This is a genomic window from Dorea sp. 210702-DFI.3.17, from assembly GCF_020560825.1.
GTDB classification, from domain to species: Bacteria; Bacillota; Clostridia; order Lachnospirales; family Lachnospiraceae; genus Dorea; species Dorea formicigenerans.
The window spans coordinates 1-13995 of record NZ_JAJCNB010000016.1 but is presented as its reverse complement, the minus strand read 5'-3'; the positions used below and the strand labels follow the sequence as shown (position 1 = coordinate 13995).

General features: G+C 40.1%; 15 protein-coding genes. 11 read left to right on the top strand and 4 right to left on the bottom strand.

Annotated elements, in window-relative coordinates; translation table 11 throughout:
* Positions 1-63 precede the first annotated feature (63 nt).
* Positions 64-825 carry a TSUP family transporter gene (locus LI149_RS09150; protein ID WP_005338012.1) on the bottom strand — a complete coding sequence of 254 codons (762 nt, stop codon included), beginning with the start codon at positions 823-825 and terminating at the stop codon, positions 64-66.
* Between the two features lie 273 nt (positions 826-1098).
* On the opposite strand from LI149_RS09150, the gene rpsL reads away from it, so the two are divergent.
* The 4 genes from rpsL (at position 1099) to tuf (ending at position 5704) form a co-directional block, all read left to right on the top strand.
* Entirely contained in the window at positions 1099-1518 is a 420-nt protein-coding gene (rpsL, locus tag LI149_RS09145) for a 30S ribosomal protein S12 (RefSeq protein WP_005331923.1), read from the top strand.
* 257 nt (positions 1519-1775) lie between these two features.
* Positions 1776-2246 carry a 30S ribosomal protein S7 gene (gene rpsG / locus LI149_RS09140; protein WP_207635665.1) on the top strand — a complete coding sequence of 157 codons (471 nt, stop codon included), beginning with the start codon at positions 1776-1778 and terminating at the stop codon, positions 2244-2246.
* Positions 2247-2263: 17 nt separating this feature from the next.
* Positions 2264-4381, top strand: a complete 2118-nt coding sequence (fusA, locus tag LI149_RS09135; protein WP_173789787.1) for an elongation factor G — start codon at positions 2264-2266, stop codon at positions 4379-4381.
* A gap of 129 nt (positions 4382-4510) precedes the next feature.
* Entirely contained in the window at positions 4511-5704 is a 1194-nt protein-coding gene (tuf, locus tag LI149_RS09130) for an elongation factor Tu (protein WP_227143254.1), read from the top strand.
* Between the two features lie 257 nt (positions 5705-5961).
* Here tuf and LI149_RS09125 read toward each other — a convergent pair whose 3' ends face one another.
* Positions 5962-6444 carry a helix-turn-helix transcriptional regulator gene (locus LI149_RS09125; protein WP_008790928.1) on the bottom strand — a complete coding sequence of 161 codons (483 nt, stop codon included), beginning with the start codon at positions 6442-6444 and terminating at the stop codon, positions 5962-5964.
* Positions 6445-6676: 232 nt separating this feature from the next.
* On the opposite strand from LI149_RS09125, the gene LI149_RS09120 reads away from it, so the two are divergent.
* The 7 genes from LI149_RS09120 to LI149_RS09090 all read left to right on the top strand — a co-directional run bounded on the left by LI149_RS09120 (position 6677) and on the right by LI149_RS09090 (position 12033).
* Positions 6677-6871: a hypothetical protein gene (locus tag LI149_RS09120; RefSeq protein ID WP_008373537.1), complete on the top strand. Its 195-nt coding sequence runs from the start codon at positions 6677-6679 to the stop codon at positions 6869-6871.
* Between the two features lie 11 nt (positions 6872-6882).
* Entirely contained in the window at positions 6883-7974 is a 1092-nt protein-coding gene (locus LI149_RS09115) for a site-specific integrase (protein ID WP_004850597.1), read from the top strand.
* A gap of 169 nt (positions 7975-8143) precedes the next feature.
* The gene (locus LI149_RS09110; RefSeq protein WP_055152729.1) at positions 8144-9226 is read left to right on the top strand and encodes an AAA family ATPase; all 1083 of its coding nucleotides are present in this window, start codon (positions 8144-8146) and stop codon (positions 9224-9226) included.
* Positions 9227-9293: 67 nt separating this feature from the next.
* On the top strand, positions 9294-9533 hold the full coding sequence (locus tag LI149_RS09105) for a hypothetical protein (RefSeq protein WP_008793133.1): 240 nt from the start codon (positions 9294-9296) through the stop codon (positions 9531-9533).
* A gap of 174 nt (positions 9534-9707) precedes the next feature.
* A complete protein-coding gene (locus tag LI149_RS09100; RefSeq protein ID WP_008373546.1) occupies positions 9708-9935 on the top strand; it encodes a DUF5348 domain-containing protein in 228 nt (75 codons plus the stop codon).
* A 201-nt stretch (positions 9936-10136) separates the two neighbouring features.
* Positions 10137-11552 carry a plasmid recombination protein gene (locus tag LI149_RS09095; RefSeq protein WP_015541741.1) on the top strand — a complete coding sequence of 472 codons (1416 nt, stop codon included), beginning with the start codon at positions 10137-10139 and terminating at the stop codon, positions 11550-11552.
* Positions 11553-11556: 4 nt separating this feature from the next.
* On the top strand, positions 11557-12033 hold the full coding sequence (locus LI149_RS09090; RefSeq protein ID WP_008793036.1) for a TnpV protein: 477 nt from the start codon (positions 11557-11559) through the stop codon (positions 12031-12033).
* Positions 12034-12497: 464 nt separating this feature from the next.
* On the opposite strand, the gene rlmN is transcribed toward LI149_RS09090, so the two are convergent.
* Both rlmN and LI149_RS09080 read right to left on the bottom strand, forming a co-directional pair.
* Positions 12498-13487, bottom strand: a complete 990-nt coding sequence (gene rlmN, locus LI149_RS09085) for a 23S rRNA (adenine(2503)-C(2))-methyltransferase RlmN (protein ID WP_002569187.1) — start codon at positions 13485-13487, stop codon at positions 12498-12500.
* 23 nt (positions 13488-13510) lie between these two features.
* A complete protein-coding gene (locus LI149_RS09080) occupies positions 13511-13690 on the bottom strand; it encodes a cysteine-rich KTR domain-containing protein (RefSeq protein WP_002588768.1) in 180 nt (59 codons plus the stop codon).
* Positions 13691-13995: the final 305 nt, after the last annotated feature.

The following is a 13995-nucleotide window of genomic DNA, read 5'->3' as shown; positions in this document are numbered from 1 at the left end:
TTTTAACAAAATACTACGGTCCCATCGCTGATTAAGGGTGTTCCCTTTGGCGATTGTGCTGAATTAATAAACCCCAAGTGCTTTAAGTGCAAGCAGGAATAATACGAATACAATACTTGGTCTGGCAATTTTAGAACCGTTTTTCATCACAAGTCCGGCACCGATGTATCCGCCAAGCATATTGCAGGCTGCAGATGCAAGTCCGAGACTTAAAACGCCTTGTCCATTGTAAAGAAAGATTGCAAGTGCGGTCAGGTTCGTGGTCAAGTTGATGACCTTTGCCTGTGCATTTGCGGTCTGGATGTTCAGATGAGCAAATACTGTGAACGCGATAATTAAAAATGTTCCGGTTCCCGGTCCATAGAATCCGTCGTAACATCCGACGATAAATGCAGCTATCGTTGCAGTTAAGTAAGTTCTTCGATTCAGAGTGATCTCTTCACTCCCTTCATCGTTAAATAATTTCTTGTTTAATACGAGAAATGCAGATACCGGAAGGATTACCATTAATACATAGGAAAGAATGTGTTCCGGGACGCGAAGGGAGATCTGTGCACCGATGAAAGAACCACAGATCGCAGCGACTACCGCAGGCGCTGCCAGCTTTAAATTAATGAGTTTTGCTTTCGCAAAACGGTAAGTGGCAAGTGCAGTTCCGAATGGACTGGATATTTTATTCGTGGCTATTGCTGCATGAGGCGGAAGCCCGGCAATTAAAAAAGCTGGAAGTGAAATCAGACCGCCGCCACCACCGATGGCGTCGACGAGCCCGGCGAGAAAAACAAGCGGGCATACGACTAAAAATGTATGAAGTGTGATATTCATATCAAGTGTTCTCCTGTCTTTTGTAAAATACTTTGATTCCAAAAAAGAAATCTTTTTTATTATAGAGAAAGATAATTTAAATGACAAGGGGAAAATCCATGAAAAACGTTATGTAAATCCGTAGAAAAACTCTGTAAAAATCTTGCAAAACCCCTTGACAATTAAGCGGTTTCATAATACTATAATCTAGCGTGCATAAAAAGGCATTAGTTTTTAGTGCGCATATTTCGTGTAAACGAGGCAACTTATTACTATCATAGGAGGTGAAAGAGAATGCCAACATTTAACCAGTTAGTAAAAAAAGGACGTCAGACATCTGTAAAGAAGTCTACAGCTCCTGCACTTCAGAAAGGGTACAATTCTCTTAAGAAAAGAGCAACTAATGAGTCTGCTCCACAGAAGAGAGGCGTATGTACAGCTGTTAAGACAGCTACACCTAAGAAGCCTAACTCAGCTCTTAGAAAGATCGCCAGAGTTCGTCTTTCTAACGGTATCGAAGTAACAAGCTATATCCCAGGAGAAGGACACAACCTTCAGGAGCATAGTGTTGTACTTATTCGTGGAGGAAGAGTAAAAGACCTTCCAGGAACAAGATACCACATCATCAGAGGAACACTTGATACAGCAGGTGTTGCTAAGAGAAGACAGGCTCGTTCTAAATACGGCGCTAAGAGACCAAAAGACGCTAAATAAATCCTGAGCACTTAATGAGCATGACCGCAAGGGAGATGTGAATTTAGTACGAAGATTGTTCTTCGGAACTTAGCGAGGTAGTTCACGAGCTTAGTAAGAAGAACTGCCATATGAATTTATATTCACAAACAGAACTATGATTGAGTAAGTTGCGAGACATATAGATGTTGAGTTATGTCTTTGCACTACACTGTATCATCAGAACGACACATGTGAGTACCTATGAATTAATCAAAATGTTTAAGGAGGGAAGGACCGTGCCACGTAAAGGACATACTCAGAAAAGAGACGTATTAGCAGATCCAATGTACAATAGTAAAGTGGTAACAAAGCTTATCAATAACATCATGTTAGACGGTAAGAAGGGTGTTGCACAGAAGATTGTATATGGAGCATTCGAAAGAATCGCAGACAAATCCGAGAAGCCAGCAATCGAAGTATTCGAAGAGGCTATGAACAACATCATGCCAGTACTTGAGGTAAAGGCAAGACGTATCGGAGGAGCAAACTATCAGGTGCCAATCGAGGTAAGAGCAGACAGAAGACAGACTTTAGCGCTTCGCTGGCTTACAACATATTCCCGTCAGAGAGGCGAGAAGACAATGGAAGAAAGACTGGCAAATGAGATTCTTGATGCAGCAAACAACACTGGTGCATCTGTAAAGAAGAAAGAAGACATGCACAAGATGGCTGAGGCAAACAAAGCATTTGCTCACTATCGTTTCTAATATTTTAGGAGGCAATAATGGCTGAGAGACAATATCCATTAGAGAGAACCAGAAACATCGGTATCATGGCTCATATTGATGCTGGTAAGACTACACTGACAGAGCGTATTCTTTACTATACCGGTGTAAACTATAAGATTGGTGATACTCATGAAGGTACTGCTACTATGGACTGGATGGAGCAGGAGCAGGAAAGAGGTATCACAATTACTTCTGCAGCTACAACATGTCACTGGACATTGGAAGAGAACTGTAAGCCGAAGCCGGGTGCTCTTGAGCATCGTATCAATATCATTGATACTCCGGGACACGTTGACTTTACTGTTGAGGTAGAGCGTTCACTTCGTGTACTGGACGGAGCGGTAGGTGTATTTTGTGCTAAGGGTGGTGTAGAGCCACAGTCAGAGAACGTATGGCGTCAGGCTGACACATACAACGTTCCAAGAATGGCATTCATCAACAAGATGGATATTCTTGGTGCTGATTTCTACAATGCTGTAGATCAGATCAGAACAAGACTTGGTAAAAATGCAATCGTTCTTCAGCTGCCAATCGGTAAAGAAGATGATTTCAAGGGAATCATTGATTTGATGGAAATGAAAGCCTACATCTACAACGATGATAAGGGAAATGATATCACAATCACTGATATTCCGGAAGATATGAAAGATGATGCTGAGCTTTATCACACAGAGATGGTTGAGAAAATCTGTGAGTTAGACGACGAGCTTATGATGATGTATCTTGAGGACGAGATTCCTTCAGTTGATCAGTTAAAGGCAGCTCTGAGAAAAGCAACATGTGAGTGTACAGCAGTACCTGTAACATGTGGATCAGCATACAGAAATAAAGGTGTTCAGAAGATGCTTGATGCAGTTATCGAGTACATGCCTGCACCAACAGATATCCCACCAATCGAAGGTGTGGATGAGGATGGAAACAATGTTGTAAGACATTCTTCAGACGAGGAGCCATTCTCAGCACTTGCATTCAAGATTATGACAGACCCATTCGTTGGTAAACTGGCATACTTCAGAGTTTACTCTGGTACAATGAACTCCGGTTCTTATGTACTGAATGCTACAAAGAATAAAAAAGAGCGTGTTGGACGTATCCTTCAGATGCATGCCAACAAGCGTGAAGAGCTGGATAAGGTTTATTCCGGAGATATCGCTGCAGCTATCGGATTCAAATTCACTACAACAGGTGATACAATCTGTGATGAGCAGCACCCAGTAATTCTGGAGTCTATGGAATTCCCAGAGCCAGTTATCGAGCTTGCTATCGAGCCTAAGACAAAGGCTTCCCAGGGTAAACTTGGTGAGTCCCTTGCAAAACTTGCAGAAGAGGATCCTACATTCCGTGCACACACTGATCAGGAAACAGGACAGACAATCATCGCCGGAATGGGTGAGCTTCACCTGGAGATCATCGTTGACCGTCTTCTTCGTGAGTTCAAAGTAGAAGCTAATGTTGGTGCACCACAGGTTGCATACAAAGAAGCATTTACTAAGGCTGTTGATGTAGATAGCAAATATGCTAAACAGTCTGGTGGACGTGGACAGTACGGACACTGTAAAGTTAAATTTGAGCCTATGGATGTTAACGGTGAGGAGACATTCAAATTCGAGTCTACTGTAGTTGGTGGAGCTATTCCGAAAGAGTACATTCCGAAGATCGGAGAAGGTATTGAGGAAGCTATGCAGTCAGGTATTCTTGGAGGATTCCCGGTTGTTGGTATCCACGCTAACGTATATGACGGATCTTACCATGAGGTCGATTCCAGTGAGATGGCTTTCCATATTGCAGGATCACTTGCATTTAAAGATGCTATGAAGAAGGCAGATCCGGTACTTCTTGAGCCTATCATGAAGGTTGAGGTAACAATGCCAGAAGAGTACATGGGAGATGTTATCGGTGATATCAACTCACGTCGTGGACGTATCGAGGGTATGGATGATCTTGGCGGTGGTAAGATCGTACATGGTTATGTACCACTTGCAGAGATGTTCGGATACTCTACAGACCTTCGTTCCAGAACACAGGGACGTGGTAACTACTCAATGTTCTTCGAGAAATACGAGCAGGTACCAAAGTCTGTACAGGAGAAGGTATTATCCAATAAAAATGCTTAATTCCTTGTAAAAAGGCGCAAAAAGGCTTGAAAAACTGTATGATTTGAAATATAATCAAAACTAGCCGAGTAATCGTAAAATATTTTTAGAAAATGCTTTAAAAGCATATATTTAAGGAGGATATTCAAAATGGCAAAGGCTAAATTTGAAAGAACAAAACCGCATTGTAATATCGGTACTATCGGTCACGTTGACCATGGTAAAACAACTCTTACAGCTGCTATCACAAAGACACTTGCAGCAAGAGTTGAGGGTAACGCAGCTGTAGATTTCGAGAACATCGATAAAGCTCCAGAAGAGAGAGAGCGTGGAATCACAATCTCTGCAGCACACGTTGAGTATGAGACAGAGAAACGTCACTATGCACACGTTGACTGCCCAGGACATGCTGACTACGTTAAGAACATGATCACAGGAGCTGCTCAGATGGACGGAGCTATCCTTGTTGTAGCTGCTACAGACGGAGTTATGGCTCAGACAAGAGAGCATATCCTGCTTTCTCGTCAGGTAGGTGTACCTTACATCGTTGTATTCATGAACAAATGTGACATGGTTGACGATCCAGAGCTTCTTGAGCTCGTTGAGATGGAAATCCGTGAGCTGTTAGACGAGTATGAGTTCCCAGGAGATGACACACCGATCATCCAGGGATCTGCTCTTAAAGCTCTTGAGGATCCTAACTCAGAGTGGGGAGACAAGATCATGGAACTCATGGATGCTGTAGATTCTTATATCCCAGATCCAGAGCGTGATACAGATAAGCCATTCCTTATGCCTGTAGAGGACGTATTCTCTATCACAGGACGTGGAACAGTTGCTACAGGTAGAGTAGAGCGTGGTGTTCTTCATGTATCTGACGAAGTTGAAATCGTTGGTATCCATGAGGATGTTAAGAAAACAGTTGTAACAGGTGTTGAGATGTTCCGTAAGCTTCTTGATGAGGCTCAGGCTGGAGATAACATCGGAGCTCTTCTTCGTGGTATCCAGAGAACAGACATCGAAAGAGGACAGGTTCTTTGTAAACCAGGTTCAGTTACATGCCACAAGAAATTCACAGCTCAGGTTTATGTACTGACAAAAGACGAGGGTGGACGTCATACTCCATTCTTCAACAACTATCGTCCACAGTTCTACTTCAGAACAACAGACGTAACAGGTGTTTGCGAGCTTCCAGAGGGAACAGAGATGTGCATGCCTGGAGATAACGTAGAGATGACAATCGAACTGATTCACCCAGTTGCTATGGAGCAGGGACTTCGTTTCGCTATCCGTGAAGGTGGACGTACTGTAGGATCAGGACGTGTTGCTACAATCATCGAGTAATCACTGACTAATATATATTGAGTACCGCAAGGTACATTGTGTCCAAACGTAAGATACCCCGGAACCGTAAGGTTTCCGGGGTTTTTCTGTACTCTAAGAAAAGAATTATTCGTAAATTTATCAGGTTAGTAATAGTGAAACATTTATCAGCAAGATGAAATACAGATAAATTTATAATTAAAAAATAAGACCAGCGGTGCCAAAACGGTGCCAAAAAGAAACTCCTGCGAATGTTTGCTATTCACAGGAGTATTTTTTTACCAGCCTTTGATCTGTTTGATTTGTTCAGCACGTTCTGGATCACGATGATATTGTAATTTCAGACGGATAGTTTCCACAACTTCCTGTCTGGATTCATCATCAAGCTGATAGAACGATGTAAGCAGATTATCTACATCAGGCATACTGTTCTTACCGAAAAGGTACATCAGCGGATACATAGAATTTTTTAAGTAAGTCTTTACACGACTTGCGTCTAATGCTCCGTTCAAACCGTCTGGAAGTGTAGGATAAATCTCTTCTTCCTTAATTGTGCCAGAAAATGGACTGGCAGAACATATCTCATTCACATCAATTTGCAATTCATTCGCAAGTCTTAATGCAAAATCAAATCGAATATTGGAATCTTTTTGAATAATTGAATATAAGGTTGTAGCACTGATTCCGGTTGCCTTTGCAATTTTGCGGACATTTGTGCCTTTTTCATCAAGATATTTCTTTAAATTTTTACCGTCACCCATAGAATCCTCCTTTTTCATATATTAGAAAATTACGAAAAACATAAATCTATAAAATATCATAACACAGACGTGGAATAAAATAAAGAAAAAATAGTGTACGAAGTTCGTAAAAATGTGTTTACGAAATATTGACAACGATAGAAATACATGATATTATCAATTTACGAAAATCGTACAGATATAGAAATACAGTAAACGTATTCTATATCTGGAGAGGAAAGGAGGAGGCAATATGGCAAGTTACAATTATATGATGAGTGCTGATGAAGTGGCACAGGAATTAAACTGCTCAAAATCTCATGCCTATAAACTGGTGAAAGCTATGAATAAAGAATTATCTGCACAGGGATATATTACGATGGCTGGAAGAATACCAAAGGCGTTTTGGGCAAAAAAGATGTATGGCTATGAAATAGCAGAAAATTAGGGAGGATCAATATGGCTTACAGAGAAAAAGACACAAAAAAATGGACAGCCCAGTGGTTTGAGACAAATGTCATGGGTGAGAAGAAAAAACGCAGAAAGCGTGGATTTGAAACAAAGCGAGAAGCATTGGAGTTTGAACGAAGCAAAAAGTTGAGCAATGAGCGAAGTATGGATATGAAGCTGAGCGATTTTATTGAGATTTATTTTTCAGACAAACAAAATGATCTGAAAGATCGAACAATCAAAAATAAAAGATATATGATGCAACAGCATATCGTTCCATACTTCGGAAATCAGATGATGAGTGAAATCAAGGCTTCACAGATTATTCAGTGGCAGAATGAAATTCAGAAAAAAGGCTATTCAGATTCTTATCTGAGAATGATTCAGAATCAGTTGACCAGTCTGTTTACACATGCAGCTAAAATCTATGACTTGCCGGTTAATCCATGCAAGAAAGTGAAACGAATGGGAAATTCAGATTCAAGAAGTTTGAACTTCTGGACACTGGACGAGTACAAACAGTTTATACAGACAATGGAGCCGGGAACAAGATATTATCTTATGTTTGAGATGCTGTTCTGGACTGGATGCAGGATCGGGGAGCTGCTTGCGATTACAAAAGCTGATATCAATTTTGAAAAGAATCAGCTTAGTATCAATAAGACTTATTACCGGACAGGAATGCAGGATATTATCACAGAACCGAAAACAAAACAGTCCTTTCGGACAATCGAAATTCCGGAATTTCTGAAAGAGGAAATTAAGGAATTTGTAGATGGTCATTACGGAATGCCGGATACAGAAAGATTATTTCCGGTTGTTCAGGAAGCGGTACAGCATAAGATGAAACGGCAGATTGAGCTGGCAGGAGTGAAGAAAATTCGAGTGCATGATATCAGGCACAGCCATGTGGCTTATCTTATTGAGAAAGGTGTGGAACCGTTATTGATTCGGGACAGATTAGGTCATAAAGATATTCGTATCACATTGAACACTTATGGACATCTTTATCCAAATCAGCAGAGAAAGATTGCAAATCTTCTGGATAATGAAAATGGAAATGCTGTTACCGGATTGGGAGAAGAAAGAGATGAATGTTGAAAAGGCAAAAGAAAAAGCCCAGATAAATAATCTGAGCAAGTTCTCTGATAATCAGATTCACTGATATACCATCTTGGCAGATTCAGTATATCACGAATCGGGAAATACGACAATTCCCGAATATCTGTTCATCAGAGACTTGCCCGGAAGGGCAGGAGGAGATGATGGAATGAATATGAATGAAAAAAATAAAATTGAGAATTGTAGAATAGAACCAAAACTGAAACTGATCAATATGGATTCAGTAGAGGTGGAACAGGTAGAATGGCTGCTTTATCCGTTTATTCCTTATGGAAAAGTGACCATTATACAGGGAGATCCAGGAGAAGGCAAGACAACGATGGTACTTCAGATTATTGCAAAACTGACCAGAGGAGAGCCGATTCTTCCTGTTACTGATAAAACGAAAACAAAAGAAAAACGAAGTGATGAAGTCGATAGTGAGAATGAAGATTTAGATGCTGAAGATAATATGCAGGAACAGTCTTCTGTGTCACCTGTAAATGTAATCTATCAGACAGCAGAAGATGGACTTGGAGATACTATCAAACCCAGATTACTTGCTGCAGGTGCAGATTGTTCAAAGGTGCTGGTGATTGATGACAGTGACCAGCCACTGACAATGGCAGATGTCAGATTGGAAGAAGCAATCGTGCAGACAAAAGCAAAAATGGTTGTTCTTGATCCGATACAGGGCTTTCTGGGAGCGGACGTAGATATGCACAGGGCAAATGAGATCAGACCACTGATGAAGCGTATCGCAGTGCTGTCAGAAAAATATCACTGTGCAGTTATTTTAATCGGTCATATGAACAAAAACAGCAACGGCAAATCTTCTTATCGAGGACTTGGCTCCATTGATTTTCAGGCTGCTGCAAGAAGTGTTCTGATTGTCGGGCGAGTGAAAGATGAACCGGAAGTAAGAGTGGTATGTCATACGAAGAGTTCTCTTGCACCGGAAGGAACGTCCATTGCATTCAGACTGGATAAGAATAATGGGTTTGAATGGATTGGAGAATATGATATCAGTGCCGATGAACTTCTTAATGGAGACGGAAGAGGACAGAAAAGTCGGAAAGCAAAAGAATTTCTCCTTGAGATACTGGCAAATGGAGGAATGACTCAGAAGAAAATTGCAGAAGAAGCAGAAGCCAGAGGAATCAAAAGTAAAACGCTATGGAACGCCAAACGGGAACTTGAAATTGATTCCGTAAAACGTGGAAAGCAATGGTATTGGATGTTGCCAGAATAAAAATGGAAGATGGCAAGATTACCATTTCTTAAGAAGAGGGGATCTTGCTACCTTGAAAGGAGAATAGATGCAAAATAAAAGTGTACAGATTCCATACGAGTTATTCTTTCAGCTCTTGCAATATTTTTTGATGGATAACTACGATGGTGAAGAAATAATACGGTTGGGATTGGAGAAAAAACTGGATGCAATGGTGAATCGTGAAGTATACAGCAAATCCAAAACAGCACCAACGGAAGAAGAAAGAGAAAAGTTCCGGAAGGAATATCTGGACAGACGGGGAATACCGGAGAACTTTCGATGGTAAAGGTTCTTTCTGAACACTTTATTACAGGAGCGTGTCACGCACCTGTAGATAGCAGACAAGGAGAATGTTGGTAAGGTGTAGTCGGGAGTTGACTGGCGTAGAAGAGAATTTTCAAAAGGGAGCCCTGATTCAGGGCGCCCCTGCGGAAACGGTAGATGAAAGGAGATTGGCACAATGAGAGAAGGAAGATTAGGATATAACAGTTATAACAAAAGATATGGATTATTATCATCAGATCTATGGATTGATACAGGATTTCACTGTGGAGAATGCCTGGAAGTGTTGCTTGATGATGAATGGGTTCAGACCAGAATGGAAATGAATCCTGCAAGAGAATGGTATCTTGTAGGGACACCGTATTGTGGTGATTTGGAATATATTCGGGCAAGGATACCGGAGTAAAGGTCTCTGTACCCCCGGAGGGCGCAAGGGTACTTTTGATGGACGGTACGGCTGTCGAAAGTGCTTTTGCGTTACTTTTGACAAAAGTAACAAAACCGCCGTATCCGGCGAATATTTCTTTTTATACTATAGCTGGCAAAGATACAAATTTATGTGCCATGTCTGGCACTGGTTTTAGAAAGCGGGGTGAGGAATATGACGATGAAACGAACAATCAGTGGTATGATCGGGACAGGGTCTCTGGCTCATAACAGACGAGATTTTATAGCAGAAAATGTTGATCCAGACAGAGTGCAATTAAATATTTGTTACCGGAATGAGAATCTGAAAGAAGTCTATAAAGAGCTGTTTGATGAAGCTGTAGAACGGTATAATGTCGGGAAAAGAAAAGATCGGCAGATTACAAATTATTATGAAAAGATTCGCCAAGGAAAACAGGAAAAGTTGTTCCATGAAGTGATTTTCCAGATTGGAAACCGAGAAGATATGGCTGTTGGAACAGAAGCAGGAGATCTGGCTGTAAACGTACTGGATGAGTATGTAAAAGATTTCCAGAAACGGAATCCGACACTTCGGGTATTTAGTTGCTATCTGCATCAGGATGAGGCTACTCCACATCTCCATATTGATTTTATTCCTTATGTGACGGACTGGAAAGGAAAAGGAATGGATACCAGAGTTTCACTGAAACAGGCATTAAAAAGTCTTGGATTTCAAGGTGGAAATAAGCATGATACGGAACTGAATCAGTGGATAAATCATGAAAAAGAAGTTCTGGCAGAGACTGCAAAGCAGTATGGAATTGAATGGGAACAGAAAGGTACTCATGAGGAACATCTGGATGTCTATAACTTCAAGAAAAAAGAACGGAAAAAGGAAGTACAGGAATTGGAGCAGGAGAAAGAGCATCTAACTGCTGAAAAAGAAGAATTAACAGCACAAATTGCAGAATCCAGAGCAGATATCCAGAATTTAAAAGACGATAAGGAACAGGCAATCAAGGCGAAGCAAGAAGCAGAACAAAAGGCAGGGAGCGCAGAAAAAGAACTAAAAAGCCTGGAAGATCGCAGAGAACAGCTACAACCGATTATGGATAGTGTGAGCAAAGAAATCAAAGAATATGGAACGGTTAAAATGTTACTGCCGGAGGCGGGCACGCTAGAACGGGCAGTAACCTATCGAGATAAAAAAATTAAACCACTGTTTCTTCAAATAAAGAATAAGGTTGCTGTAATGGCGGCTCAGGTTAAAGAACTTACGAAAGAGGTGGAAGGTTGGAAGAGAAAATATCAAAAGGTGAAACAAAAATATAATGCTATTCAGAGAGAACTGGATGATATACGTAAAGATAATCAGAAATTGTCAGAAGAAAAAGATATATTACAAGGTGTTTCTGATAGGTATGATCGTGTTGTGCGTGTTCTTGGAATAGAAACTGTAGATACAGCAGTACAGCAGGATATTCAAAACGAGAAAGTCCTGGAAGAAAAGCGACGGATGGAACAAATGCCGAAGGGAAATATTCATGAAAGATTGGCATGGGGAATGAAAAAAAGCGAGATGGAGAATCAGCAGCGTAAGAAAACTAAATCAAAAAACAGAGAAATGGAGAGATAAGATTATGGAAACACACATTTATGATGAAAAGAACGGATTAAGCTATACTTTGCATGGAGATTATTATTTGCCGGATTTGGTATTGAATGAAGAAGAACCGATATATGGGAAATATGGAATGCTGAGGAAACAGTTTCTGAAGGAACACAGATTAGCAAAATATCAATATTTGTTGTTGACTGGAAAGCTGACGGAACACCTGAATCAAATTGATCAGGAGAGCAGAGAGCAGGTGGAAATGCTTATGGAACAGATGGCAGAAAAACAGGGCGTAACTGAAGAATTAAAGGTACAGAATCGGACGAAGTGGGTTAGACTGATGAATAATATAAAAGCTAGTGCAGAAGAAATGGTGTTGAAACTTCTGAAAAGCACATTGTTTGTAAAACTCCCTGCTATTAGGTTCCACATTCTCACCTCCTTTCTCGTTGGAAAGTTGGTGGTGCTTCCCCCTTTTCGCGGGGCAATACGGCGTTTTTGAAAAACGCCGAAGATTTTTTGAAATTTTTTCAAAAAATTTTTTGAGCAGCAAAATACGCCTGTCCGAAAAGCCCGGACAGGCGTATAGGTATTGTAAGCAGTATTTAGATGATTAGACAGTTCATAGTCAAGGGTAGAGAGGTTCCCGGCGGTGGTCGGGCTTTTTTTGATATGTCAATGACCGTCGGATTTTGTCGATAGGGTATGTGCTTCATGGCGGCTACCTCCTTTAGCCGCCGCTTTTAACAGTGATACCGCGTCATTTCATTAGAAGATAAAAAGAAACGGCGGCTTTGATTTTTCAAAGCTGCTGCGGAAATCAAAGAACGACAAGCAACAGTTCTGATTTTGCTCCAATATGGTTATTAGGGGCACAAATTAAAATCAAAAAAGAGCCGATAACAGCAGTATTTCAAACTGCATATTATCGGCTCTGCGTCTGTGCGTCTGGCTCTTTTAATTAAATTATTTCTGTTGTTTTTTGGCTTTATTATATGTATTAGCTAACTGTCCACAAGCTGCTTTAATCTCTCTACCATGAGAAACTCTCATGGTAACTTCAAGTCCTGTTTGCTCTAATTGATGTTTGAACGCAACCATTTCTTGTTTTTGTGGTGCTCTAATTTTTGAATTACTCGTCGGGTTGTATTGCAGCACGTTAATCATAACATTTTTGCCCTTAAACCATTTTGCAAGTTGCCTTATATCTGAGGAACGGTCATTTATACCTGGTAAAAGCAAATACGCAAATACCACTTTTCGATTATGCCTTTGAGAATAGGACAATGCTTGCTTAACAACATCTTCAATAGCGTACATGTGCATATGAGGAATGATACAGTTTCTCGCAGCCTGTGTTGCTGCATGTAAAGATATTGTCAACTGAATTTTTAGATGTTCTTCGCGCAATTTTTTTAATTGATTAACTGGACCAACTGTTGATACGGTAATGCCGTCGGTTGGAAAGTTAAGTCCATTTCTATCTCGAAGAATATGGATTGCTGCAATCAAGTTGTCGTAATTGAATAAAGGTTCTCCCATTCCCATAAAAACGATACGATTTACTTTTTGACGTATCAATACAACCTGCTGCACAATTTCAGACGGTGTTAGATTACGAACAAAACCATTGCGTCCGGACTCACAAAAAATACAGCCAACAGAACAACCAACTTGCGTACTTACGCAAACAGTCCCACCATCTCGCCGTTTAATAAAAACCGTTTCAATATACCTGTTATCTTTCAATTCATAAACATACTTTTCAGTATCGCTACTTTTATAGACTTTTTTTGTTGATATTGATAGATTTTCTTTGTGAAATGGCTGTTTATACAATTCCGTATATAAGGCTCTTGCTTTATCCTCTCCAATTACTTCCGACATTTCTTTGTAAGTAAATCCGTATGGGTCATTCAATATTTCCGTAGGTGTACTTTTAGGTAAGTGTTTCATTTAAATATCCTTCCTTTTCAAAATTAAAAAGTTTGTTTTTCAGAGTTTTTGATTATGATTTCTAGTTTTTCAACATCAACGATATGCGTTAATTTACATTTAGGGCAGAAAAGAGGAAAATTTCTTAATACCGTATTATAAAATACTTGAACCCTCGTCTTTCCGTTACAAATTGGACATTTTATCCAATATTTTTCAAGCATAATATTTCTCCTTTTGCGCAAAAAAATGCAGGTCAATTCTCAACATGAGCATTGACCTGCATTTATACATATAATACTACAACAAAATTAAGGCATAGTTTTTATACTATGTCTATACGTCGTTAGTTTTGTTGTATAGCATACGCAAAATAAGCATGACAAAAAAGCCCATATTGAAAATGGGAAAAATCTTTTTTGATTTCAATGCTTATCGAATACGCATGCTATGTAACATAAACATTCCCCCCCTCAGCCTGTCCGAAAACCTTATTTTTAGGCATAAATTTAGCCCCTTTCCTTCATCT